This is a genomic window from Micromonospora sp. 4G55 (assembly GCF_016803375.1).
The window spans coordinates 1-16671 of sequence record NZ_JAEVHN010000015.1 but is presented as its reverse complement, the minus strand read 5'-3'; the positions used below and the strand labels follow the sequence as shown (position 1 = coordinate 16671).

Here is a 16671-nt window from a genome sequence, read left to right as displayed (position 1 = left end):
CGGCACTTGAGGAGCGGATCACCGGTCGGCTTCTGCGCAGTAACAAGTCGGCCCTGCTCGGTGCGGCCGCAGTTTCGGTCATGGTCAAGACCAGCGGCAAGGCGGCCAAAGGCCTGAGCCGACTCCGTCGACGGCGCCGTCGTGGCCGAGGATCTCCTCGATGGCGTTGTTCCACGCCACGTGGATCTCGTCGTTGCTCAGCGCGCGGTCAGCCATGATCTGGCTGGCGCGGAAGGTGTCGCGGCGGTGAATGATGGTGACGCTGCGGGCGAAGCGGGTGAGGAAGGTGGCTTCTTCCATGGCGGTGTCGCGGCCGCCGACCACGGTGATGTCCTGGTTGCGGAAGGAGAATCCGTCGCAGGTGGCGCAGGAGGACACGCCGTGGCCGAGGAACTCCTGTTCGCGGGGAACGCCGAGGGGCCGCCAGGCGGAGCCAGTGGCGAGGATGACGGCGTGCGCCTGGTGGGCCTGCTCGCCGCTCCACACGGTCTTGGTCGGGGTAGTGAGGTCGACGCGGGTGACGTCGTCGGTGATGAATGGGGCCCCGAAGCGCTCCTGCTCAGTGTGCAGCCGCCCGCCGACGGTGGTCGGCGGGCGGCGAGGGGGACGGGGTCAGGCGGTGCGGCGCAGCTCGGTGAGCAGCTGCTCCACTCGGCTGCGGATCTCGTCGCGGATGGGTCGCACGGCCTCGACGCCCTTGCCGGCCGGGTCCTCGAGCTTCCAGTCCTCGTACCGCTTGCCAGGGAAGATTGGACAGGCGTCACCGCAGCCCATGGTCACGATGACGTCGGAGGATTCCGCCGTCTCGTACTCGAGAAGCTTGGGAGTCTGGTCGGTAATGTCGATTCCGACCTCGCGCATGGCCTGCACGGCGGCTGGGTTGACGGTCTCGGCTGGGGCGGAGCCGGCGGAGCGCACCTCGACGGTGTCGCCGGCGAGGTGACGCAGCCAGCCGGCGGCCATCTGAGAGCGGCCGGCGTTGTGGACGCAGACGAACAGGACGCTGGGCTTGTCGGACATCATGAGCCTTTCTGGCAGTCCGGATCACAGGGCCGGTTGACCGGCGCCCCGTCGAGGATTTCCAGCAGGGAGCGGCCAGGGCGGGCAGTGCGGTCGAGCAGTAGATAACGGCCCGCGGGCCGGGCGGGGTTGAGTAGCCCGCGATACGGCGCTTCCGCTGCCGAACGAGCGGAGCTGGCGGTCATGCGTGGTGGTCGAGCGCGGCCTCGTCGGTGGGGACGACGACCTGATCGGCGGCGCGCCCGGCGTCAGGGTAGAGGGCGGCTAGGAGCCCGACGCCGACGGCGAGGCCGACGAGCTGGAAGAGGACGAAGCCGGGCACCGAGGCGGGGGCGATGCCGGCGAAGGTGTCGGTGAAGGCGCGCCCGATCGTCACCGCGGGGTTGGCGAACGAGGTCGACGAGGTGAACCAGTACGCGGCGCCGATGTAGGCGCCGACCGCAGCGGGGGCGACGGGGGCGCGTCCGGAGCGGGCCAGGGCGAAGATCAGCAGGATCAGGCCGGCGGTGGCGACGACCTCGCCGAGCCAGAGGTGCCCGGCGGTGCGGTCCTTGGCGGAGAAGTCGACGGCGGCCAGGTCGAACATCAGGTTCGCCAGGATCGACCCGCCGATCGCTCCGGCGACCTGGGCGGCGACGTAGCCGCCGAGGTCCCGGCCGGTCAGTCCGGTTCCGGCGCGGCGGCCGAGGAACCAGTCGGCGGCGGAGACGGCCGGGTTGAAATGGGCCCCGGAGACCGGTCCGAAGATCAGGATCAGCGCGCCGAGAGCGAACGCGGTGGCGATCGAGTTCTCCAGCAGTTGGAGGCCGACGTCGCCGGGGGAGAGCGCGGTTGCCATGATGCCGGAGCCGACCACGGCGGTGACCAGCAGGGCGGCGCCGGTGAACTCTGCCAGCAGGCGCCGCCAAAGTGCGATGGTCATCAGTCTGTACTCTCCCGTTGCAGTGAGGTCCCGAGCCGCTTCTCCGGCCGGGGCGAGGGTTATCGGCTGGCGGGGACGTGCAGCTCGTCGAGGAGCCGGCGGACGCGGCGTTCGATCTCGTCGCGGATCGGCCGGACCTCGGCAAGGCTCAGGCCAGCAGGGTCGTCAAGGTTCCAGTTCTCGTATCGGGTACCCGGGAAGACCGCGCAGGCGTCGCCGCAGCCCATGGTGACGACCACGTCCGCAGCGCGGACGACCTCGTCGGTCCAGGGCTTGGGGAACTCCTCGGAGATGTCGATGCCGCGTTCGGCCATCGCCGCGACCGCCGCCTGGTTCACCTCCATCCCGGGCTCGCTGTCGCCGGACCACGCCACCGCGGTGTCGCCGGCGAGGCGGGTGAAGAAGCCGAGCGCCATCTGAGAGCGGCCGGACAGGTAGTTCGGGACGCTGTCAACGGTGGCGAACTGGTCGTAGCTGGCGTGCAGTAACCGTTGCACCCTCTCCGTGCCGTAGGTGCCGTCGAACTCGGCCGCGAGGCGGGTGGCGGCGGTGCGCAGGGCGAGCTGCTGGTCGACGGAGAGGTCCCCGCGCAGGTACGTGCCGGTGTCAGTCATGGCGATCTCCCGAACTGATGGCGGGGGTGACGACGGGGGCGACCCGGTCGACGCGTGCGGCCAGGTCGGCGAACGCCGCCTCGAACGCGGCATCGGTGTCCAGCCGGACCGGGTCGGGCACTGACCAGTGCAGCCGAGGCCGGACCGGTCCGGTAAGTTCCTCGTGGGCGTTGTCACAGACGGCGATGACGAGGTCGTCATCGCGCACGATGTCCGCGACGTGAGAGGTGGCGGTCGGGTTCAGCTCCAGCCCGTGTCGCTGAGCCACAGCCACAGCACGAGGATGGACCCGGTCTGCGGGCTTCGTCCCCGCGGACGTCGCCGAGGTGTGGGCGCGGTTGGACCAGATGGCGGCGGCGAGCTGCGAGCGGGCGGAGTTGCGGGTGCAGACGAACACCACCCGACCGACCCTGGCCAGCGGCGCCGGGGTCATTGTCGCCAGGGCCGCCGGTCGCAGCCGCAGGTAGGTACGACGACGGTCTCCCTCCGACCGGCCACGGACCACCAGGCCGGCCTCGGTGAGGACCTTGATGTGATGGGCAACCAGATTCGTCGGCATCCCCAGGTCGGAGGCGATCTCGCCAGGGGAGGCATCACCCAGGGTGAGCGCGTCCACGATCGCCAGCCGCGCCGGGTCGCCGAGCGCGGCGTGAACCCGGGCACGCCCCTGCAGAGAGACAAGCTCAGTAGCCATTGACTCAATGATTACTGAGTAACCGAACGAACGTCAAGCGGAAGACGCCAGCGGTCAGGTGTGTGCCCACAGATGTGCCTGGCTGGGCGGAAGGTGCAGTTGGGTGAGGGTCACTGCTGAAGCCGGTCGGCCAGCTCGTGCGCGCCCGACTTGCCCAAGGAGGCGCCCACCTGGTCGGCAGGGGGAGCTGCGTTTGCCGGCTCCGCCTTGAGGCCGGTCAGCAGCAGGTCATCAGGTACGACTGCAGCTCGGCCAACGCCGCGACCGCCCCGTCGCGGTCGGCCCGGTAGTACACGGTCTTCCCGTCGCGCCGCGACGTCACCACGCGCCCGCGGCGCAGCAGGGTCAGCTGTTGCGACGCCGTGGCCTGGCTGATCCCCGCGCGTTCGGCCACTTCCCCGACCGACAGCTCGGCACCTCCCGCGAACAGCAACATGATGCGCTGTCGCGTCGGGCTGCCCAACGCCTTGAGAAACTCCTGCGTGTCCAGCGCCAGCCCTGGCAGTCCGGCGCTGGGCGCGACCACGGCCGGCTCTGGCTCATCCATGCTTCCCACCCTTCCGTAGCGTCGTCATATTGTCATTCAACAGAACGACAATATGATGGTGCTGTGGCTACCTCTCCCGAACCCGTGATCATCGTCGGCGGCGGCCAGTCGGGCCTCGCCGCCGCTCGCGCCGCGCTCTCCGTTGGCCTGCGCCCCGTCGTTCTCGAGGCGGGCGTTGAGACGGTCGGGTCCTGGCCGGACTACTACGACAGCCTCACTCTGTTCTCCCCGGCCCGATACAGTGCGCTGCCCGGCACGGCGTTCGGCGGTTCAGACCCCGACCGCTACCCCGCCCGCGACGAGGTTGTCGCTTACCTGCGCCGCTACGCCGGCAGCCTGGACGTCGACATCCGCACCGGCGTTTGCGTCACCGCCGTGCACCCGCGGGGCACCGGGTACCTGGTTCGCACGGACACCGGTGACGAGATCCCTGCGGCGGGTGTCATCGCCGCCAGTGGCTCCTTCGGCAACCCCCATCTTCCGGAACTTCCCGGTCGGGAGGAATACGCCGGCGAGGTGCGGCACGTCGCGCACTACCGGCGGCCCGAGCCGTACGCCGGCAAGCGGGTCATCGTCGTCGGCGCCGGCAACTCGGCTGTGCAGGTCGCCCACGAACTGGTGTCGTACGCGAGCGTCACGCTGGCCACCAGGGCGCCGATCCAGTTCGTGCCGCAGCGTATTCGCGGCCGGGACCTGCATTACTGGCTCCACGTCACCGGCGCGGACCGGCTCCCACGGGCGGTGCTGACCCGCCTCGTCCGCCACGCCGCCGTGCTCGACACCGGCGTCTACCGCGAGGCCATTGCGTCCGGACTCCTCGCCCGCCGGGAGATGTTCACCGCCTTTACTTCCGACGGGGTCGTCTGGGCCAACGGCAGCTTCGAGGCGGTTGACGCGGTGATCTTCGCTACCGGCTACCGCCCGAATCTCGACTATCTCGCCCCGCTCGAGACCTTGGAGCGCGGGGTGCCGCGGCAGGTCGCCGGCGTCTCCACCACCCACCCCGGGCTGGTCTACCTGGGGCTGGAGTTCCAGCGCTCGTTCTCGTCGAACACCCTGCGCGGGGTCGGCCGCGACGCCGCTCACGTCGTCGCCGACTTGGCCGAGGGGGTGTCCGGCGCAACGCGGCGCCGGCGGTGGCTTACTGAGCGGCTGCCGGTTCGACGGTGAGCAGCGCGGCGAGCTGGCGCAGGATGGCCGGCCGGGCCCGGTAGTACACCCAGGTGCCCCGGCGCTCGGCGTCGACCAGCCCTGCTTCGCGCAGCGTCTTGAGGTGATGCGAGATCGTCGGGCCGGTGAGATCGAAGGCGGGGGTGAGGTCGCAGACGCAGGCCTCGCCGCCCTCGGCTGAAGCGATCATCGACATCAGCCGCAGCCGGACCGGGTCGCCGAGGGCTTTGAACGCGGGCGCGAGCACCGCGGCGGTCTCGGCCGGTACGCGCCGCTCCGCCAGGGGAGGGCAGCAGGGGGTGTCGGCGGTCAGGTCGACGAGGGTGAGGGGCGCCGCTTGCTTCGACATGTCTCTAGGTTGACATCTCTCTAATCAACGTGCAAGTCTCTACTTCGACGGACGTCAAGACAGGCGTCTGGGGAAGGGGGACGTCATGTTCGGGTTCATGCGTAGGTCGAAGTCTTCGGCGGCTGGCGTGCGGTTCTGCGACACGTGCGCCGAGGTCACCACCACAGAGCAGCGAGCTCAGCGCCGCTACGACGCTGCCCGCACCGCCGCATTTGCGGCCATGCGTCAGCGATAGCCAATGAGGGCGGGCCTGTTAGGCTTCATCGCCTATCGGCGATAAACGATGAAGGACGTGGTGGTGGACGAGTTGCTGGATCGGACGACGGCGCAAACCTATGCGTCGTGGTTCCGGGCCCTGGCGGACCCGACCCGGGTGCAGATCGTGGAGTACCTGGCTCGCCATGCGCGGCCGATGAGCGTCGGGGAGATCGTCGCTGCTGCCGGGCTTGCGCAGTCCACCGTCTCACAGCACCTGAAGATCCTCACCGAGGTGCGCTTCGTCCTCGTCGAGCCGGTCGGCACCGCCCGGCACTACCGCATCAACGACGCCTGCGTCGGCTGCTTCCCCTCCGCCGCCGACGTCGTCATGGGCCGACCCGCCCCGAACCCGATCGGAGCCTGCTGATGGCCGACTTCACCGTCCGCACCATGACGGCCGACGACGCCACACAGGTCCTGGCCATCTACCAGGCCGGCCTCGACGGCGGTGACGCCAGCTTCGAGACCACCGCACCCACCTGGGCCGCGTTCGACGCCGGCAGGCTGCCCGAGCACCGCCTCGTAGCCGTCGACGGCGACAACACCGTCGTCGGTTGGGTCGCCGTCTCGCCGACCTCGACCCGCGCCGTGTACGCCGGCGTGGTGGAACATTCCGTCTACGTCGACCCAGCCGCCCGCGGCCGCGGCGTCGCCCGGCTGCTCCTCGATGCCCTGATCGCCTCCACGGAGGCGGCCGGCATCTGGACCATCCAGTCCGGCGTCTTCGGCGAGAACACCGCCAGCCTCGCCCTGCACCACCGGGCCGGTTTCAGGGTCATCGGCGTCCGTGAACGCCTCGCCCGCCACCACGGCCGCTGGCGCGACGTGGTCCTGCTCGAACGCCGCAGCCCCACCATCACCTGACCGGCCGCTCGGCCTCGCACCCGGCGCCGCCGTCTACCCATTTGATTCGACAGTTGTCAACACAGAGGAGTACCTGATGAGTGCCCTGGACAACCTTCCGATCGTAGTGATCGGCGCCGGCCCGGTCGGCCTGGCCGCCGCCGCGCACCTGCACGAGCGCAGCCTGTCCTTCACCGTCCTCGAAGCCGGTGACGCCCCCGCCGCGGCGGTCCGGCAGTGGGGACACGTGCGAGTGTTCTCCCCGTGGCGGTACAACATCGACCCGGCCGCCCGTCGCCTCCTCGACGAGGCCGGCTGGGTCGCACCCGACGCCGATGCCCTGCCCACCGGCGCCGAACTCGTCGCCGGCTACCTGCAGCCCCTCGCGGAGCTGCCGGCGCTCAAGCCCCACCTGCGCTACGGCGCCCGGGTCGAGGCGATCAGCCGGCTGGGCCTGGACCGGCTGCGCACCGCCGCCCGCGACACCACCCCGTTCCTCATCCGCCTCACCGACGGCGACGAACTGCTCGCCCGCGCCGTCATCGACGCATCCGGCACCTGGGGCACCCCGAACGTCCTCGGCGCCTCCGGGCTGCCCGCCCGCGGTGAGCGAGACGCCGGCCGGTACCTGGAACACGCGCTGCCGGACGTGCTCGGCGCCGACCGGGACCGGTTCGCCGGCCGCCACACCCTGGTCGTCGGCGCCGGCCACTCCGCAGCCAACACCCTGCTCTCCCTCGCCGACCTCGCCGCCGAACACCCGGGCACCGAGGTGACCTGGGCGATCCGCACCACCTCACCCGCGCGCACCTACGGCGGCGGCGACGCAGACGCGCTCCCGGCCCGCGGCGCCCTCGGCTCCCGACTGCGCACCCACGTCGACGCCGGCCGGATCCGGCTGCTCACCGGCTTCTCCGTCCACGCCCTCACTCCGACCAGCGACCGGGTGACCGTCGTGGTGCGGCATGCCGACGGCGGCCAGGAGTCGGTCACCGTGGACCGCATCGTCGCGGCCACCGGGTTCCGCCCCGACCACTCCATCGCCGCGGAACTGCGCCTGGACCTCGACCCGGTCATGGGTGCCACCCGCGCCCTGGCACCGCTGATCGACCCCAACCAGCACTCCTGCGGCACCGTCCCTCCGCACGGCGTGGACGAGCTCGCCCACCCGGAGGTCGGCTACTACGCCGTAGGGATGAAGAGCTACGGGCGGGCGCCGACGTTCCTGATGGCCACCGGCTACGAGCAGGTCCGCTCCGTCGTCGCCGCCCTCGCCGGCGACTGGCAGGTAGCCCGCGACGTCCAGCTCGATCTACCGGAGACCGGGGTGTGCAACAGCAACCCCGACGACTCCGCCACCGGCGAGAGCTGCTGCGGACCCGCGCCGGCCACCGAGCCGACAGGACGGGGACTGGCCACCGGCATCTCCGGCGGGCTGCTCGCCGCGCCACTGAACCTGGTCACCCTCGACGCCGCACCCGCCGGAGCGCAGACCGGCGGCTGCTGCGGCAGCTGATGCCCACCACCACGACGGTGCCCGCCGACCGATCCGGCGATGACCGCCAACGGTTGGCAGGCCCGCACCGACGGCGGTGGGCCCGGTGTCGCCAGCACCTGGTCAGCGGACGCCATCAGCTTCCCCGCCAACCGAAAAGCGCTCGGCGGGCAGGTACTTCAGTTGCAGGTAACCACCGACGGCACCCGGGAAGGCACCCGGCGAGCCGAGCTGATCGGCATCGACAACACCTTCCTCACCGGCACCATCGCCGCACGAATCCACTTCACCGACAAACCCGCCGCCGGTCGCAACGGCGACCACGTCATGGAATCCTTCTGCACGATCTCGCCGGAGTCGACCTCGAAGCGCTACAACGAACTCGACTTCGAGTACCAGCCCAACGGCGGCTGGGGCGCCCCCGGTCCCAAGCTCGACACCACCAGCTGGCGTAGCGCCGCACAGGGGGACCGCACCACACGCGCCCTGAGTCAAAGCCTCGCCGGGGTGGCACACCCTGATGATCACCGCGGTCGACGGTACGGTCACGTACTCCGTTGACGGCAGACCGGTCTTCAGCAGCGGCGGCAAGACCTTCCCCCGCGAACCCATGCGCATCCACCTCAACACCTGGCTGATCGACCTGCCCTTCGCCGGCGAACGAACCTGGAACATGCAGATCGACTGGATCTACGCGGTGGACGGCAAGGCGGTGAGCGTGGCGCAGGTGCAACGCGCCGTGGACGGCCTCCACCGGAACGGAATCAACTACATCAACACGACGAACCGTCAGTAGGGGGACGGTCTGCCCGTTGGTTGGCCCCTTGGCGTCACCTGAGTGCGTGCAACCAACACTGGATGGCCGGCTCCGGGCAGGTCAACTGCCGCACATGCTAGAGCGGGCGCTGCCGGACTACGACTGTGTCATGGCCGAGGCCGCAGCCACGCTAAGGCTTGCCGACCGCGACGACTGACATACGCCCAGCGGGGGCGTCGGGCGGGCTTGGTCTCGGGAGCCCCTAGCCGCCCTCGCGATTGACCCTCAGCTTGCAGGCCGGCTCCACAGGGGATTACATCGATGTAACGGCGGCTACGGACACGACGCCTGTTGGTGTGGCAGGGCCGGTGCTCCGGTCTTCCGGCCCGGGGGCGGTGCTCAGCCAACCCACGGAATGATGTACCGCCCGGGCATAGGAAAGCGGCGAAGACACGAAGCGGACGGCATTGCGCACCTCCATTGGATGTCACGGCCCCGACGACATGATCAAAGGGGGCACTGGCACACGCGAAGTACCGTCCGCGGTCACGGACAGGGAGAAGACCCCGGTGCCGCATCCGCGACCGGCGGACCCCAGGAGGCATTCGTGCAGATCGTGCGTCTGCCAACCGGTCTCTCCAGCACGAAATGGCTTACCCCCACCTACCTAGCCCGCCTCGCCGTGCGCCGCTCGTGACGGATGCAGCACGGGGCTAGACGTGGAAGTTGCGGCGACCGGCTTGCGCACCAGACAATCAGTCCATATAGGATTCGGCGAGCTGTCGATCAAGGCCGGAGACGAGGCGGCCAGCCTTCTAGACTGCCTGGATCCGTGAGCAATCGCCCGCCCCGCAGGACGCACGTCGATCGATGACCCCAATTTGCCAGCGGTCTCCCTCCTGGTACGAGGATGCTGATGCCTGAGTCTTCCCCTTCTGACACGCGTGTTGCCCATCGGGCAAGCGATCCGTACGGCGAACCTCGCGCACGGGATGGGTACGCGGCCACTGGCTTGGGGCCTCGTGTGATGTGGCTATCGGTGCTTCCCGCCGCCGTCGTCGCGTTGCTCGGGGCCGCCGCCGTCTTCTACGTGCTCGTCGTTTCCGGGGCAACGGTCACTGTCAGGATGGGCGCGGTTCTGATCCTGGCATGGATCGTCGCCGTGGTCGTCGTCGCCGTCGCCGCCACCCGAGCCAATGCGATCGACCGCATGGTCGTCGCCAAGATCGGTGCCGTACGGTCCTCGACCATTCAGCGCCGGGCTGAGGTGCAGCAACTGATCGAGCGGTTGCGCCGTGGCGATCGGCTCGAGTCACCCGCGGAGCTCCTGCCGGGCAGGCTGGACGATGGGTTCGCGGTTCTGCAGCGTGAACTGGACGAGGCCCTGCATGCTGCCGAGGTCGCCGTCGTCGAGGCATCAGCCGTGGCGCCGGCACCACCCGTGCCCAACTCCGGTTACCAGGTGGAGGTCTTCGTCAACCTCGCCCGACGGCTTCAGTCCCTGGTGCATCGGGAGATCCAATTGCTCGACGACCTGGAAAACCAGGTGGAGGATCCGGATCTACTGAAGGGTCTGTTCCAGGTCGACCACCTTGCCACACGTATCCGCCGACACGCGGAGAACCTCGCGGTCCTGGGCGGCGCTGTTTCTCGGCGGCAGTGGAGCAGGCCGGTGGCTCTGACCGAGGTGTTGCGGTCGGCTATGGCCGAGGTCCAGCAGTATTCCCGGGTCAAGCTGGTCCCACCGATCGAGGGCACGCTGGGTGGCCACGCTGTCGCCGACGTCATTCATCTGGTCGCTGAGCTCGTTGAGAATGCCACCAACTTCTCCGCCCCGCATACCCAGGTGCTGCTGCGTGCCCAGGCCGTGACGGCCGGTATCGCGGTGGAGGTCGAGGACCGGGGCCTGGGTATACCGCTCGCCGACCAGGACCGGGTAAACCAGCTTTTGGTCGACCCGACCGGAATTGACGTTGGCGAGTTGCTGCGCGACGGCCGCATCGGGCTGTTCGTCGTCGGGGCCATCGCCCGTCGGCACGGCATCACGGTGCGGTTGCAAACCAACATCTACGGCGGGATCCAGGCGGTGCTCATACTGCCCCCCGGGTTGCTCGGTGCGCCCCCGCAGAGGCGTGAGTCCTGGCACGAGACGCAGCCGCAGCCGATGGTCCAACCGCCCCGCCACGAACCACCACACGCAGTGGCCGCGACTGCCTCGGCCCCACCGCCGACGTACTCGCCGGCCCCTGCCCAACTGGGGGCTCACGACCGGACTCCCACGGGCAGCCAGGGGATCGAGCAAGCGGCACCGCGAGCTGCCGCGTGGGACTACGCGCTCTCTCCCACAAACTCCTCTGCGGCGTTGCCCGCAGCTAGCGGGTTCGCCCGATACACCGCGGGCCCAGTGGCGGAAGAGGCCGCAGCCGGCGGCACGGCTGCAGGTCAGGCCGTTGACGGCGACGCCCGTCCGCGACTGCCGCACCGGAGACCGCAGACACATCTGGCCCCGCAGCTACAAGGCGCCCCCACTGCCTCTGTCTCGAAGGAACAGGAGGCTGAACACAACCCCACCCTGATGGCTACGTTCACGCGGGCCTTCAGCCAGGGCGAAGCCGGAACCGGCGGGAATGACGGCTCCGAAAGCCGTCCAGGCGGCATCAGCTGACCCCGCGTCACCGTTAAGGAGGGTTACCTATCATGCGGAGCAATGCGCCCGTTGAACGATCGCAGGATCTCGTGTGGCTGCTGTCCGGGCTGGCCGATCGGGTCCCCCACACCCGCAGTGCTTTGCTGTTGTCCTCGGACGGCCTACCGATGGCCGCCCACGGGCTGGATCGGGCCGGGGCGGACCACCTGGCGGCGATCGCCTCTGGGCTGTTCTCCCTCGCTCGCAGCGCCGGAGGTAGTTTCGGTGGCGGTAACGGAGTCCGCCAGGTGGTGGCGGAGCTCGATGACAGCCTGCTGTTCGTCACTGCGGCCGGCTCCAATGCCGTCCTCGCGGTGCTCGCAGGCCGTGAAGCTGACGTCGGCGTACTCGGGTATGAGATGTCGCAAATGGTGAAGAGCGTGCGGCCATTCCTGGCCACGCCGACCCGTCCGGGGACCGCCGGCTCCGACGACATTATCCGGTGACATGGTGGGTCCGGAGAGCGAACACTTTCTCGACGACGACGCGGGGCGCCTGGTGCGTCCCTACACGGTCAGCAACGGGCGCACCCGGCCGAGCACGCACATGGAATTGCTGTCCTGGGTGATGGCGACCGGCCGGATTCCTCGGGGACACCTGGAGCCGGACCATGCCCGGGCGCTTCGCCTCTGCGGCAACCCGACCACAGTCGCCGAAATCTCGGCGCACCTGAAACTGCCCGCTGCAATCACTAAGGTGGTGCTTTCCGACTTGGTCGATTGCGGCGCGCTGAGCACCCGAGCTCCCAGCCCTGTCGCCGACCCCGCTGATCGATCCGTATTGGAGGCGGTTCTCCATGGCCTACAACGACGACTCTGAACTGCTTCCGGTGTTCCCGACCGCACTCAAGATCCTCATCGCCGGTGGGTTCGGCGTCGGCAAGACGACGTTCGTCGGCGCGGTGAGCGAAATCCGGCCGTTGCGCACGGAGGAGCTCCTCACCACCGCCAGCGTGGGCACCGACAGCCTGACGGGGGTAGAGAGCAAGTCCACCACCACCGTGGCGCTGGACTTCGGCCGCATCACCGTCGATCCCCGCCACATCCTGTACGTGTTCGGCACACCCGGACAGGACCGCTTCTGGTTCATGTGGGACGAGCTGTCGGCCGGTGCCCTCGGGGCTGTCGTCCTCGCCGACACCCGCCGCCTACAGGACTCCTTCGCAGCCGTCGACTTCTTCGAAGCCCGCGGCATCGATTTCCTGGTCGCCGTCAACCAATTCGACGGCTCGTTCCACTACAACCCTGAAGAGGTACGGGCCGCCCTCGAGCTCAAACCCGATGTGCCGATCGTCATGTGCGACGCCCGTCAAAGCCGGTCCGCGACCGCGGTGCTGATCGCCCTGCTTCAGCACTTACTCGGCACTTCCCGAATCCACTCGGCATGAAACACCTCAGACCTGCACCAGAGATGGAGCCAGACATGATCTACGAATCCCCGGCCTACCAGTCACTGACCCCGACGGATCAGGAAGCGCCGCAACGTGTGCAGCGGTTGCGGGAACTCGGCCTGGGGGAAAGCCCGGACCCCGAGTTCGACGACTTCGCCCAAAAACTCGCACAGATCACCGGGGCTCCCTACGCGATGGTGAACTTCATCAGCGAGGACCGCCAGTACTTCGCCGGCCTTTACACCGGCCCGGCTGGGCAGGGCAACACCACGCCTGAGGTCGCGGCGGCCGCGCAGCCGGGCCGGGTGATGTCACGAGACCACGGCTACTGTCCACACGTCGTGGTCCGGCGCAAGGCGCTGGTACTCGACGACGTGTGCGACTACCCGCGGTTCGCCGGCAACCCTGTCGTCGACGAGATCGGCATCCGCTCCTACCTCGGCGCACCACTGATCGACCACACCGGCATGGCCCTCGGCACGATCTGCGTCGTGGACACCGAGCCGCGCCCGTGGGGTCGGCAGGGACTGGAGACCATCAAGTCTCTGGCCGCCGAGCTGACGGAACGGATCAACCGGCGCAGCCGGCGATAGGACGAAGTCAGGAAGTGGCCGCCGCTTCCAGCAGAGGGGCGGCGAGCCGTTCCGACCACTGCCCCTTGGACGTGCCCAGTGCCACCTCCCCGAGACGGATCAGTTGGACGTCCGAGGTACCGGCTGGAGCGAAGATGTGGTGCGCATCGCGGACATATCGCTCCACCGGCCGATCAGGGTAGAGCCCGCACGCGGCGTGCACTTCCATCGCGTTACGCGCCGAGTCGAGGGCGTACTCGACGTTGATGAGCTTGGCGTTCATCAACTCCGCGTCGCAGGGCAGGCCTTGGTCCAGCAAGTGCACCGCGTGGTAAGCGGCCAGCCGGGCGGTCATCAGCCGGGACTGCATCTGCCCGACCTTGAGCTTGATTGGGAGGAGATCGGCCAACGGCTTGCCGTAGCGGTGCTGCTCGGTGACGTATGCCGAGGTCTCCTCAAGTAGGGCCTGATGGATCCCGAGGGAGACAGCCGTCAAGTTCGGCCGGCCGTACAGGATGCTGGAGGAGTAGGCGATTGCCAAGCCGTCGCCCTCCTCGCCGAGCAGGTTCGCGGCAGGCACGCGGCAGTCCTCGAAGACGAGTTCGCCGAAGCTGAAGCCGTGCAGGCCCATGGCGGCGCGATGCGGACCGAGCGAGAAGCCCGAGCGGTCCGACTCGACCAGGAACGCCGACAGCCCCCGAGAACCGGGGCCGGTGCGGACCACCACGCCGTGCAGGTCACCGACGTGACTGTTACCGACGAACACCTTCTGGCCGTTCAGGATGTATTCATCGCCGTCACGTACCGCCGTGGCCTCCATGCCGAGGACATGGCCACCGGACTGCGGCTCGGTGACCGCGATGGTGGGTAGGCACGTTCCGTCGGCGATGGCCGGTAGCCACTGCCTCTTCTGACTGTCGTTGCCGAAGTGCATGATCTTTGCCACGCCCAGCTGGCTGGCCTGCACCATGGCGCCCATCGCGCCGCTGACCCGCGACAGCTCCTCGATGATGATCGTTTTCGCGAGGTGTCCCAGGCCCATCCCGCCGTAGTCCGGGCTGATCGTGACACCGATCCAGCCCTGGCGGGCGATCAACCGCGACAGTTCATGCTGAACCGAGCGAGACGCTTCCATCTCCGGGATCCGGGGACGCACCTCGGCCTCCGCGAACCGCCGCACTTCTTCCCGTAGACGCTCGTGACGTTTCGTGGCGAAGTAGCTTTCCATGTGCAGATCTCCTCGTGAGTTGCCTGCCGACCTGCCGGATCCGGTTGAATCCGGCCAGGCCGCGAACGTTCTGGTCGTCGCCGTCGTACGCATCGTCGGGATCTCCGTTGATGCGCCAGCGGTTTGACGGGCCGACTCGGGCTCGGCTGCGCCCCTGAGCTGGTCGCACGCCAATCACCACCGCTGTTGCGGCTACTGAACGATCCGGTGGGTTCATTTGGAAGACCCATGGCGAGGCCACGTTCGGAGGTTCGGCGGCGTTGCGGCACCAGTCCCCCGGGTGGATAGCCGGGCACGGGAAGCAAGCCGGTCGTGGCGGCCTCGTGCGTGCCCGGTTCTACCGGCGCCCATCGCCTCGACACCGCTCACCATCGCGACGGCAGGGACTGGGCGCCGGCTCGTCTGATCGAACTCTGACCAGGGTTGACGATGATGCGGTGACCAGGAAAAGTTCGCTGCCTCATCCGCTCCGCCTCCCCACAGGTTCGTGGCTGATCGTATCCGCGTAGATCCACAACAGCACCCTCCTATCAGTACATGGGACGCTGAGTCTTCAGTCAGTCCAAAACCGGCGGCGCGTGCCCGGATGACCTGCAATCCGGTGCCGGTGCCGGACGGCTTCGGGTGGGTCCCGGCGCCGGTCAACTCGACCCGGCACGCGATGCCGTCGAAGCCGTCCCCGCAGTGCCTGCCGTGGTCGCGATGACCCCCGAAACCCCGTCTCATCTCCTAGGAAGAGCAGATGGTAGGCCGGACGATGTTCGGGGAGCCCGATCCGGCGCTTGGTTAGATCCGGCTCCTCGCCTCCGAGAGCTTCGGGTAGCGCGGAAGTGCCCGCAGGCGGCGATGATCGCATCGACGATGTGGGCAGCGGGCGGGCCAAAGGCCGGCATCGGTGCAACCCCAATACCGGACGCAATTGGGGGACGGCCGAGAGCACAGCCACCTGCCGCTGCAAGCGCGACGAGCGAGCTCGTCTGGTGACAGTGACAGCCGGCCGCGGGCGGCGAGGGCGGTGGTGGTGTGTCATTTGCGGCTGGGCCACGCCGTTCGTCCACAGGTGCTCGTTGGCGTGAGCCGCCCAGTACTTCTTCCCACCGCATCGAGCAGACCTCTCGGCTGATCCTGCATCGGCTCGCCGTAGGCGCGTAGCAATATGCCGCAGTGACTCGTGGCGGTCCAAGCCGCAGGGGACTTTCTCTCGTTCCGCCAGAGTCAACGACGATGCGCCCGCCAGCGGGGCGGCAAGCACGATCGAGGGCGAACACAGGCCTCTGCCGCGCAAGTCCGCCTCTATCACGCCAGCGTTCATTGCAACAGGCCCCGCCCCCCAGATGAGGCCACCCATCGAATTTCCTCACCACGTCCCTAATCCCCTAACGTCAAACTCCATCCCTCCCCCAAACTGGCCGGATAAGGCTGGGGCTCAACCCCGATGTCCGATACCGCAGCTTCGGCCTACGGTCGATCCCGGGTCCGGGCGATGTTGTCTGAGACCACGTTCGAACAACATCGATCGAGGAGGCCGGCAACATGAGTGAAAGCGTCAGCACATATTCGACCGCCGAAGTGAACTCGACCTCTGCTGCCGACTGGACCGGCAACACGCAGGCAACCGCTGATACGAGCGCGACCGCCGACATGGGCGCAGCCGCTGACATGGTGTCGCCGCAGAGCCTGCAGGACTTCGTATTCGGCCTGCTGACGAACGTCGACGCCCGAGCGGCGTACGAGACGGACCCGCAAGGCGCGCTGGACAAGGCGGGCCTCAACGACGTGACCCCGGCCGACGTGCAGGACATTCATCCGCTGGTTGCCGATTACGTTCCTGCGCAGGGCATCACGTCCTCGCTGTCCGGAGACAGCCTTGCCGTCAGCGTCGGCACCACCATCGACGGACTCGGGCTCAGCCCCACCCTCGACAGGGTCGGCGGACTCGGCGTCGACGGCGTGAGCGGCGACCTTGGTGGCAGCGCGTACGGTGCCACCGGTCTCGTTGGTGACGTGAGCGGCGACCTTGGTGGCGCCGCGTACGGTGCCACCGGTCTCGTTGGTGACGTGAGCGGCGACCTTGGTGGCGCCGCGTACGGTGCCACCGGTCTCGTTGGTGACGTGAGCGGCGACCT

Annotated in this window: 19 protein-coding genes and 1 pseudogene; 12 read left to right on the top strand and 8 right to left on the bottom strand. The window is 68.6% G+C overall.

Features of this window, described 5'->3' with window-relative positions:
* Nucleotides 1-120: 120 nt before the first annotated feature.
* The 6 genes and pseudogenes from JNW89_RS02925 to JNW89_RS02900 all read right to left on the bottom strand — a co-directional run.
* Nucleotides 121-570 (bottom strand): annotated as a pseudogene (locus tag JNW89_RS02925) (NAD(P)/FAD-dependent oxidoreductase); the annotation flags it as partial.
* Between the two features lie 42 nt (nt 571-612).
* Entirely contained in the window at nt 613-1020 is a 408-nt protein-coding gene (locus tag JNW89_RS02920) for an arsenate reductase ArsC (protein WP_238447570.1), read from the bottom strand.
* Nucleotides 1021-1201: 181 nt separating this feature from the next.
* Nucleotides 1202-1942 carry an MIP/aquaporin family protein gene (locus tag JNW89_RS02915; protein WP_238447569.1) on the bottom strand — a complete coding sequence of 247 codons (741 nt, stop codon included), beginning with the start codon at nt 1940-1942 and terminating at the stop codon, nt 1202-1204.
* A 59-nt stretch (nt 1943-2001) separates the two neighbouring features.
* Nucleotides 2002-2556: an arsenate reductase ArsC gene (locus JNW89_RS02910; protein WP_238447568.1), complete on the bottom strand. Its 555-nt coding sequence runs from the start codon at nt 2554-2556 to the stop codon at nt 2002-2004.
* Nucleotides 2549-3250 (bottom strand): helix-turn-helix domain-containing protein, encoded by a 702-nt coding sequence (locus JNW89_RS02905; protein ID WP_238447567.1) that lies wholly within the window; start codon nt 3248-3250, stop codon nt 2549-2551. Before JNW89_RS02905 ends, JNW89_RS02910 begins: the two co-directional genes overlap by 8 nt.
* A 217-nt stretch (nt 3251-3467) precedes the next feature.
* A complete protein-coding gene (locus JNW89_RS02900) occupies nt 3468-3797 on the bottom strand; it encodes a helix-turn-helix transcriptional regulator (protein ID WP_238447566.1) in 330 nt (109 codons plus the stop codon).
* 63 nt (nt 3798-3860) lie between these two features.
* On the opposite strand from JNW89_RS02900, the gene JNW89_RS02895 reads away from it, so the two are divergent.
* Nucleotides 3861-4967 carry an NAD(P)/FAD-dependent oxidoreductase gene (locus tag JNW89_RS02895; protein ID WP_238447565.1) on the top strand — a complete coding sequence of 369 codons (1107 nt, stop codon included), beginning with the start codon at nt 3861-3863 and terminating at the stop codon, nt 4965-4967.
* On the opposite strand, the gene JNW89_RS02890 is transcribed toward JNW89_RS02895, so the two are convergent.
* Nucleotides 4939-5316 (bottom strand): metalloregulator ArsR/SmtB family transcription factor, encoded by a 378-nt coding sequence (locus tag JNW89_RS02890; protein WP_238447564.1) that lies wholly within the window; start codon nt 5314-5316, stop codon nt 4939-4941. The two genes, JNW89_RS02895 and JNW89_RS02890, sit on opposite strands and share 29 nt — an antisense overlap.
* Nucleotides 5317-5599: 283 nt before the next feature.
* On the opposite strand from JNW89_RS02890, the gene JNW89_RS02885 reads away from it, so the two are divergent.
* From JNW89_RS02885 to JNW89_RS02840, 10 genes are all read left to right on the top strand, one after another.
* Complete coding sequence (locus tag JNW89_RS02885) at nt 5600-5941, top strand: helix-turn-helix transcriptional regulator (RefSeq protein ID WP_238447563.1); 342 nt, start codon at nt 5600-5602, stop codon at nt 5939-5941.
* Complete coding sequence (locus JNW89_RS02880) at nt 5941-6438, top strand: GNAT family N-acetyltransferase (RefSeq protein WP_238447562.1); 498 nt, start codon at nt 5941-5943, stop codon at nt 6436-6438. The genes JNW89_RS02885 and JNW89_RS02880 overlap by 1 nt, the downstream gene beginning before the upstream one ends.
* A 76-nt stretch (nt 6439-6514) precedes the next feature.
* The gene (locus JNW89_RS02875; protein WP_238447561.1) at nt 6515-7933 is read left to right on the top strand and encodes an FAD-dependent oxidoreductase; all 1419 of its coding nucleotides are present in this window, start codon (nt 6515-6517) and stop codon (nt 7931-7933) included.
* A 39-nt stretch (nt 7934-7972) separates the two neighbouring features.
* Nucleotides 7973-8473 (top strand): hypothetical protein, encoded by a 501-nt coding sequence (locus JNW89_RS02870; protein WP_238447560.1) that lies wholly within the window; start codon nt 7973-7975, stop codon nt 8471-8473.
* A complete protein-coding gene (locus tag JNW89_RS02865) occupies nt 8433-8708 on the top strand; it encodes a hypothetical protein (protein ID WP_238447559.1) in 276 nt (91 codons plus the stop codon). Before JNW89_RS02870 ends, JNW89_RS02865 begins: the two co-directional genes overlap by 41 nt.
* A 1000-nt stretch (nt 8709-9708) precedes the next feature.
* Nucleotides 9709-11334, top strand: coding sequence for an ATP-binding protein (locus JNW89_RS02860; protein ID WP_238447558.1), 1626 nt, complete (start codon nt 9709-9711; stop codon nt 11332-11334).
* 32 nt (nt 11335-11366) lie between these two features.
* Nucleotides 11367-11801, top strand: coding sequence for a roadblock/LC7 domain-containing protein (locus tag JNW89_RS02855; protein WP_238447557.1), 435 nt, complete (start codon nt 11367-11369; stop codon nt 11799-11801).
* Nucleotide 11802: 1 nt separating this feature from the next.
* Nucleotides 11803-12174 carry a DUF742 domain-containing protein gene (locus JNW89_RS02850; protein WP_238447556.1) on the top strand — a complete coding sequence of 124 codons (372 nt, stop codon included), beginning with the start codon at nt 11803-11805 and terminating at the stop codon, nt 12172-12174.
* Nucleotides 12152-12742, top strand: a complete 591-nt coding sequence (locus JNW89_RS02845) for an ATP/GTP-binding protein (protein WP_238447555.1) — start codon at nt 12152-12154, stop codon at nt 12740-12742. The genes JNW89_RS02850 and JNW89_RS02845 overlap by 23 nt, the downstream gene beginning before the upstream one ends.
* Before the next feature lie 35 nt (nt 12743-12777).
* Entirely contained in the window at nt 12778-13338 is a 561-nt protein-coding gene (locus tag JNW89_RS02840; protein WP_238447554.1) for a GAF domain-containing protein, read from the top strand.
* Nucleotides 13339-13345: 7 nt separating this feature from the next.
* On the opposite strand, the gene JNW89_RS02835 is transcribed toward JNW89_RS02840, so the two are convergent.
* On the bottom strand, nt 13346-14545 hold the full coding sequence (locus tag JNW89_RS02835; protein ID WP_238447553.1) for an acyl-CoA dehydrogenase family protein: 1200 nt from the start codon (nt 14543-14545) through the stop codon (nt 13346-13348).
* 1533 nt (nt 14546-16078) lie between these two features.
* Here JNW89_RS02835 and JNW89_RS02830 point away from each other — a divergent pair.
* Nucleotides 16079-16671: IniB N-terminal domain-containing protein (locus JNW89_RS02830; RefSeq protein ID WP_238447552.1), on the top strand; the 593-nt coding region annotated here is incomplete at its 3' end.

What these genes read in the sequence shown, in the direction of transcription:
- JNW89_RS02920 (WP_238447570.1), bottom strand. Translation starts at nt 1,020, where the DNA reads ATGTCCGACAAGCCCAGCGTCCTGTTCGTCTGCGTCCACAACGCCGGC.
- JNW89_RS02915 (WP_238447569.1), bottom strand. Translation starts at nt 1,942, where the DNA reads ATGACCATCGCACTTTGGCGGCGCCTGCTGGCAGAGTTCACCGGCGCC.
- JNW89_RS02910 (WP_238447568.1), bottom strand. Translation starts at nt 2,556, where the DNA reads ATGACTGACACCGGCACGTACCTGCGCGGGGACCTCTCCGTCGACCAG.
- JNW89_RS02905 (WP_238447567.1), bottom strand. Translation starts at nt 3,250, where the DNA reads ATGGCTACTGAGCTTGTCTCTCTGCAGGGGCGTGCCCGGGTTCACGCC.
- JNW89_RS02900 (WP_238447566.1), bottom strand. Translation starts at nt 3,797, where the DNA reads ATGGATGAGCCAGAGCCGGCCGTGGTCGCGCCCAGCGCCGGACTGCCA.
- JNW89_RS02890 (WP_238447564.1), bottom strand. Translation starts at nt 5,316, where the DNA reads ATGTCGAAGCAAGCGGCGCCCCTCACCCTCGTCGACCTGACCGCCGAC.
- JNW89_RS02885 (WP_238447563.1), top strand. Translation starts at nt 5,600, where the DNA reads ATGAAGGACGTGGTGGTGGACGAGTTGCTGGATCGGACGACGGCGCAA.
- JNW89_RS02880 (WP_238447562.1), top strand. Translation starts at nt 5,941, where the DNA reads ATGGCCGACTTCACCGTCCGCACCATGACGGCCGACGACGCCACACAG.
- JNW89_RS02875 (WP_238447561.1), top strand. Translation starts at nt 6,515, where the DNA reads ATGAGTGCCCTGGACAACCTTCCGATCGTAGTGATCGGCGCCGGCCCG.
- JNW89_RS02870 (WP_238447560.1), top strand. Translation starts at nt 7,973, where the DNA reads ATGACCGCCAACGGTTGGCAGGCCCGCACCGACGGCGGTGGGCCCGGT.
- JNW89_RS02865 (WP_238447559.1), top strand. Translation starts at nt 8,433, where the DNA reads ATGATCACCGCGGTCGACGGTACGGTCACGTACTCCGTTGACGGCAGA.
- JNW89_RS02855 (WP_238447557.1), top strand. Translation starts at nt 11,367, where the DNA reads ATGCGGAGCAATGCGCCCGTTGAACGATCGCAGGATCTCGTGTGGCTG.
- JNW89_RS02850 (WP_238447556.1), top strand. Translation starts at nt 11,803, where the DNA reads ATGGTGGGTCCGGAGAGCGAACACTTTCTCGACGACGACGCGGGGCGC.
- JNW89_RS02845 (WP_238447555.1), top strand. Translation starts at nt 12,152, where the DNA reads ATGGCCTACAACGACGACTCTGAACTGCTTCCGGTGTTCCCGACCGCA.
- JNW89_RS02840 (WP_238447554.1), top strand. Translation starts at nt 12,778, where the DNA reads ATGATCTACGAATCCCCGGCCTACCAGTCACTGACCCCGACGGATCAG.
- JNW89_RS02835 (WP_238447553.1), bottom strand. Translation starts at nt 14,545, where the DNA reads ATGGAAAGCTACTTCGCCACGAAACGTCACGAGCGTCTACGGGAAGAA.